At 71.2% G+C, this 4,225-nt stretch carries 4 protein-coding genes and 2 pseudogenes; 3 read left to right on the top strand and 3 right to left on the bottom strand.

The features are described 5' to 3' along the window. Together MXD58_RS21545 and MXD58_RS21550 are read right to left on the bottom strand one after the other, a co-directional pair. Positions 1-352, bottom strand: a pseudogene (locus MXD58_RS21545) (hypothetical protein); the annotation flags it as partial. Positions 353-692: 340 nt separating this feature from the next. After that, on the bottom strand, positions 693-1,472 hold the full coding sequence (locus MXD58_RS21550) for an aminotransferase class IV (RefSeq protein WP_248839768.1): 780 nt from the start codon (positions 1,470-1,472) through the stop codon (positions 693-695). A 180-nt stretch (positions 1,473-1,652) separates the two neighbouring features. Here MXD58_RS21550 and MXD58_RS21555 point away from each other — a divergent pair, with 180 nt between their 5' ends. Further along, positions 1,653-2,123 carry an SCP2 sterol-binding domain-containing protein gene (locus tag MXD58_RS21555; protein ID WP_248839769.1) on the top strand — a complete coding sequence of 157 codons (471 nt, stop codon included), beginning with the start codon at positions 1,653-1,655 and terminating at the stop codon, positions 2,121-2,123. Positions 2,124-2,254: 131 nt separating this feature from the next. Next, positions 2,255-2,476, top strand: a complete 222-nt coding sequence (locus tag MXD58_RS21560; protein ID WP_248839770.1) for a hypothetical protein — start codon at positions 2,255-2,257, stop codon at positions 2,474-2,476. 19 nt (positions 2,477-2,495) lie between these two features. Here MXD58_RS21560 and MXD58_RS21565 read toward each other — a convergent pair whose 3' ends face one another. Further along, entirely contained in the window at positions 2,496-3,398 is a 903-nt protein-coding gene (locus MXD58_RS21565) for a TerB family tellurite resistance protein (RefSeq protein ID WP_248839771.1), read from the bottom strand. A 421-nt stretch (positions 3,399-3,819) separates the two neighbouring features. Here MXD58_RS21565 and MXD58_RS21570 point away from each other — a divergent pair. After that, positions 3,820-4,225 (top strand): annotated as a pseudogene (locus MXD58_RS21570) (protease); the annotation flags it as partial.

Below are 4,225 nucleotides of genomic sequence, written 5' to 3' on the forward strand. Positions count from 1 at the left end.
CGGGCATGATTCCTGCCGATCGGCCCGGTCCGTCGACTCCCGGGGTCTCCGCTCCCGGGGTCTCCACGCGGCCCGCGTCGTCCGGGGCCCAGTTCAGGTCGAGCGCGAGCGCCGCCAGGAACAGCGCTTCGTGCGCGGCGGCCTGGTCGGCGTCGGCGCGGTCGTGCTCGCTGTGGCGCAGCTCCCGCAGCGCGCCCTTGGGCCGACCGGCGGCGATGGCCACGGCCGCCCGGACGAGGTGCCGCTCGCCGGCCGGCGGGACCGGGTATCGCACGTGGACCCAGGCGGGCTCGACACGGTGTTGTTCGAGCATGAGGAGCGCGATGAGGAGCCGGGCTGAGGAAAGCGGCATCGGACGTGTTCCTTCGCGAGCGACGCGGGAAAGCGGGCTGGTCCTACCCTTCGAGACCTGGCGGGAAATCCTTGCGGGCTTCTGACGGTACCCAGTAGTCCGTCCCGGGGAAACAGGTTCGACCCGATCCACGCCCACTTTTCGTGGCATCATGCGTATCTCTAGGAAATGGCTGTTGTCGACGCAATAGTCATCGAAGAAAAATATCGATATACAATTTAGTTTTAGCGGAGAGGATGGACTGCATGCCGGTAAGTGGACATTTGCTGGTTCGACCCTCGTCAGGCCGGTGGATCTGACGCTGACGCTCGGCGAGGGTGCCGGGAACGGATGGCGGCCGTCAGACAGCGTCGAACGGGACGGCGTCGTAACAGCGGCGAAGATCCGCCGCGAACGCCGCCGAACCGGTGAACGGGTGCCCGTCGATGGCGGCGACGGCCGTGATCCCGCGCGAGTTGGTCACCACGGCCGCGTCGTACCCGGCCAGATCGGCGAGTCGCACGGGCGCCCGCGTGTGGCCCGCCGCGCGTTCCAGCAGGGCCATCGTCACGCCGTGCAGCGCCGGCGCATCCGGCCAGACCGTGGTGTTCCCGACCCGGAAGGCGACGTTGGTCGTAGCGCCTTCGGCGATCGTCCCGTCGGGGCCGGTCAGCAGCGCCTCGTCGAAGCCGCGGCGGCGGGCGAGGCGCCGGTGCTGCGCCTGACCGAAGGTCCCCAGGTGCTTGATATGCGGAAACGGCCTGGTGTAAGGCACTGACATCAGCCGATCGGCATTGGTCGACGGCTCGCCGGGCGGCCCGACCGCGACGATGAGCAGGGCCGGTCGCGGCCCGGCGTCGAGATTCTGCGCGGCGACGACCCGGACGGTGGCGTCCTGACGCGCGGCGGCCAGCGCCTGCCGGATGCGGCCCCGGAGGAAATCGGCGGGCAGCGCCGCGTCGTACAGCTCGCGATGGGCGCTCTCGAGGCGGTCGAGATGCAGGTCGAGGCCGCGGACGCGGCCGGCGCGGACCTGCATGACGGTGAAGTGGCCGTGGGTGAGCAGGACCGACGGCAGCGGGCCCGGGGGGGCGATGGGCTGCCCATCAACCTCGACATACCACGACGTGGGATCGGCCACCGGGTCACGATAGCGACCGCGCGCCACGCGGTCGATCGAGGGCCTACCGGGCGACGAACGCCACATCCCATTCGCTAGCGTGCTGTCCTGGGTTTCACCAATGTCGGCGGGCCGACCGCGAGGGCTGCGGACGAACCGCCCGTATCTCCAAGCAGCCTGTCGAACGAATGGAGTGGACACATGTCCGACCTTGCCGTCGACCCCACGGCCGACCCCGCGAAGCTTGTCAGCACCCTGGCTGACATGTCGGAGCGACAGATTTCCGACCTGCTTACCGGGCCGGCCGGAGATGGCGTCCTCGACGCGATCTTCCGACAGATGCGCGACACGTTCCGGCCTGAGCAGGCTGAGGGTGAGAACGCCCTGGTCCGTTTCGCCCTCGGTGGCGGTCCGGGCGGTGCCGCGCGCACCTACGATCTGCGGATCATCGATGGAGCGTGCACCCTCGGGATCAACGCGCCAGCCGACACCGTCGGCGTCCCGGCCGACCGGGCGTTGACGATCAACACCGACCGGGTCCGCTTCGTCCGGGTGCTCATCGGCCAGGTCAGCGGCGCCAAGCTCTTCCTCACCAGAAAGATCAAGATCGACGGTGACATGAAGTTCGGTGCGAAGGTCATGACCTGGTTCGGGATCAATCAGGAGGACTGATTCGCCACCGGGCCGGACGCCGTTCGCGCCGGTCGAGCACTCAGTGTGCTGATCGTACTACCGTCCCTGAAGGTGGCGGACGGTCGGCCGCTGCGCGCCGACCCGCGCGGGCGCCCGCGCCGGGAGGTCTGATGGCACGGCTGGTACTCGACGACCAGACGTACGACCTGCCCGCCGGGACCGACGCGGCCGCCCTGCGCCGCCGGGCCGCCGACGTGATGAGCGGCCGGACCGGCAACATCGGTCTCGACCGGGTCACCCTCGCCGACGGCAAGGAGCTGGAAGTCAACTGGCGCTCCATCGGCGTCGTCCAGGTGGTCGACGACGACCCGGACGCCACCGGCACCAGCTGACGGCGCACCCGCGCGGGGTCTACAGGGCGAACTCAGCCGGATCCAGCCCGAGGGTGAGCGCGGCGTCGCGGACGACGGCCCGTTCGCTGGCCACGAACTCGCCGTCGACCAGGCCGATGATCTGGCCCATCCGGACGACGGCCGCCGCCTGCGCGGCCCGGCCGCGTACCTTCGCGATCTCCGCGAGCGCCTGGTGCCGACCGGCCTCCAGATCGGCGGTCAGCCGGTCCAGATGCGCCTCGAAAAGCCGCACGGTGTCGCCCTCATCGAACTGGGCAAGCACCGGATCGGTCGCGGCGAACGCCCGCAGTCCTTCCCGCTCCGTCGGGTCGATCCGCCCGTCCGCGACCGTGACCAGCGCGCACATCGCGATCGCCGCGTCGCGGAACTCCAGCGTCCGCAGCTCCTCCCGGCGGGCGAACAGCTGCGACCGCAGCGACGCCAGCGACGGCAGCCGCCGGCTGCCGCCGAGCGGATCGAGCCCCCGCCACAGCGGCCAGCCCTCGGCCAGCCAGCGCCGGACCACCTCGGCCATCGACAGCGGCCGCAACCGGGTGGCCAGCAGGACATCGACGCTCACCGGGACGAGCATGTGGTCCCCCCAGCGGGACGGCGTCGGAATGTCCGCCGGCCACACCCCGGCGAACAGCACACTCAGGACATGGTCCTCGGCCTCCCGGGGCGACGTGCCGGTGACGCTCCCGTCGTGCTCGACCGCCCCGACGAACTGCCGGGACACGACCCGCGGGCCCGCGAGCCGGCCCACCTGCCGCTCCAGTGCGTCGTCGGTGGTCTCACCGCCCCGCACCGGCCCGCCGGGCAGCACGTGCCAGACGTCGTCCGGCGGTCGGGCGAGCAGCACCCGGTTGTCGATGCGCAACAGCAGACGGACATCGAGTTGAACAGTGCCCCGCGATGACATACCGACATCCTTCCGCAGACGTACGAGACGTACGAGACGTACGGCACCGGGCAGGTCACCCGCTGAGAGCATCTTCCATCAGATCGGGGGACGACTCGCCGACACGGTGCCCTCTGGGCGTCGCGTCGGACGGCGTGTCGAGCCGATTCACCCATCGGTGCCGCCGCCACTTGACGGGTACGCCGTCGGAACTGTCCAGGGATGGGCGATACCTGGCCGGCGGTGCCATCAAGGGGGACTGATAGGCATCCGTCCGGCGATTCGCCCGTAGCGTCGAGGACGAATCGTCCGTCCGCCACCTCGCCCGCGCCGTCGGCCTCGTCGCGCGTGTCCGGGTGGTGCCTGCGCTCCTCGAGGTGCCCCGCGTGAACCGCCCGCCGTTCCCCCCGCCGCCCGGCCCGTCGCCGCGAGAGGCCAGCCGGTGACAAAACTCCTGCTCAGCGTGCATGTTCTCGCCGCGATCCTGGCGATCGGCCCGGTCGCGGTCGCGGCCAGCATGTTCCCGCCGGCCGCCCGCGCGGCCCTGTCCGCTCCCGGCGACGGGCAGGCCGCCGGGACCGCCCGGGTGCTTTACCGGATCTGCGGCGTCTACTCGGCGCTCGGCCTGGTCGCCGTCGTGTTCGGCTTCTTCACCGCGCAGAGCCTCGGCGTCCTCGGCGAGGGCTGGCTGATCGCGGCGATCGTGCTGACGACCCTGGCCGCCCTGGTGCTCGCCTTCGCCGTGCTGCCCACCCAGCGCGACCTCATCGACGAGATCACCGCCGCCGGTCAGCCCGCCGCGCCGCCTGCCGCCGCGCCGCCTGCCTCCGCGCCGCCTGCCGCCGCGC

Source organism: Frankia sp. AgKG'84/4 (assembly GCF_023242965.2).
Classification (GTDB): Bacteria; Actinomycetota; Actinomycetes; order Frankiales; family Frankiaceae; genus Frankia.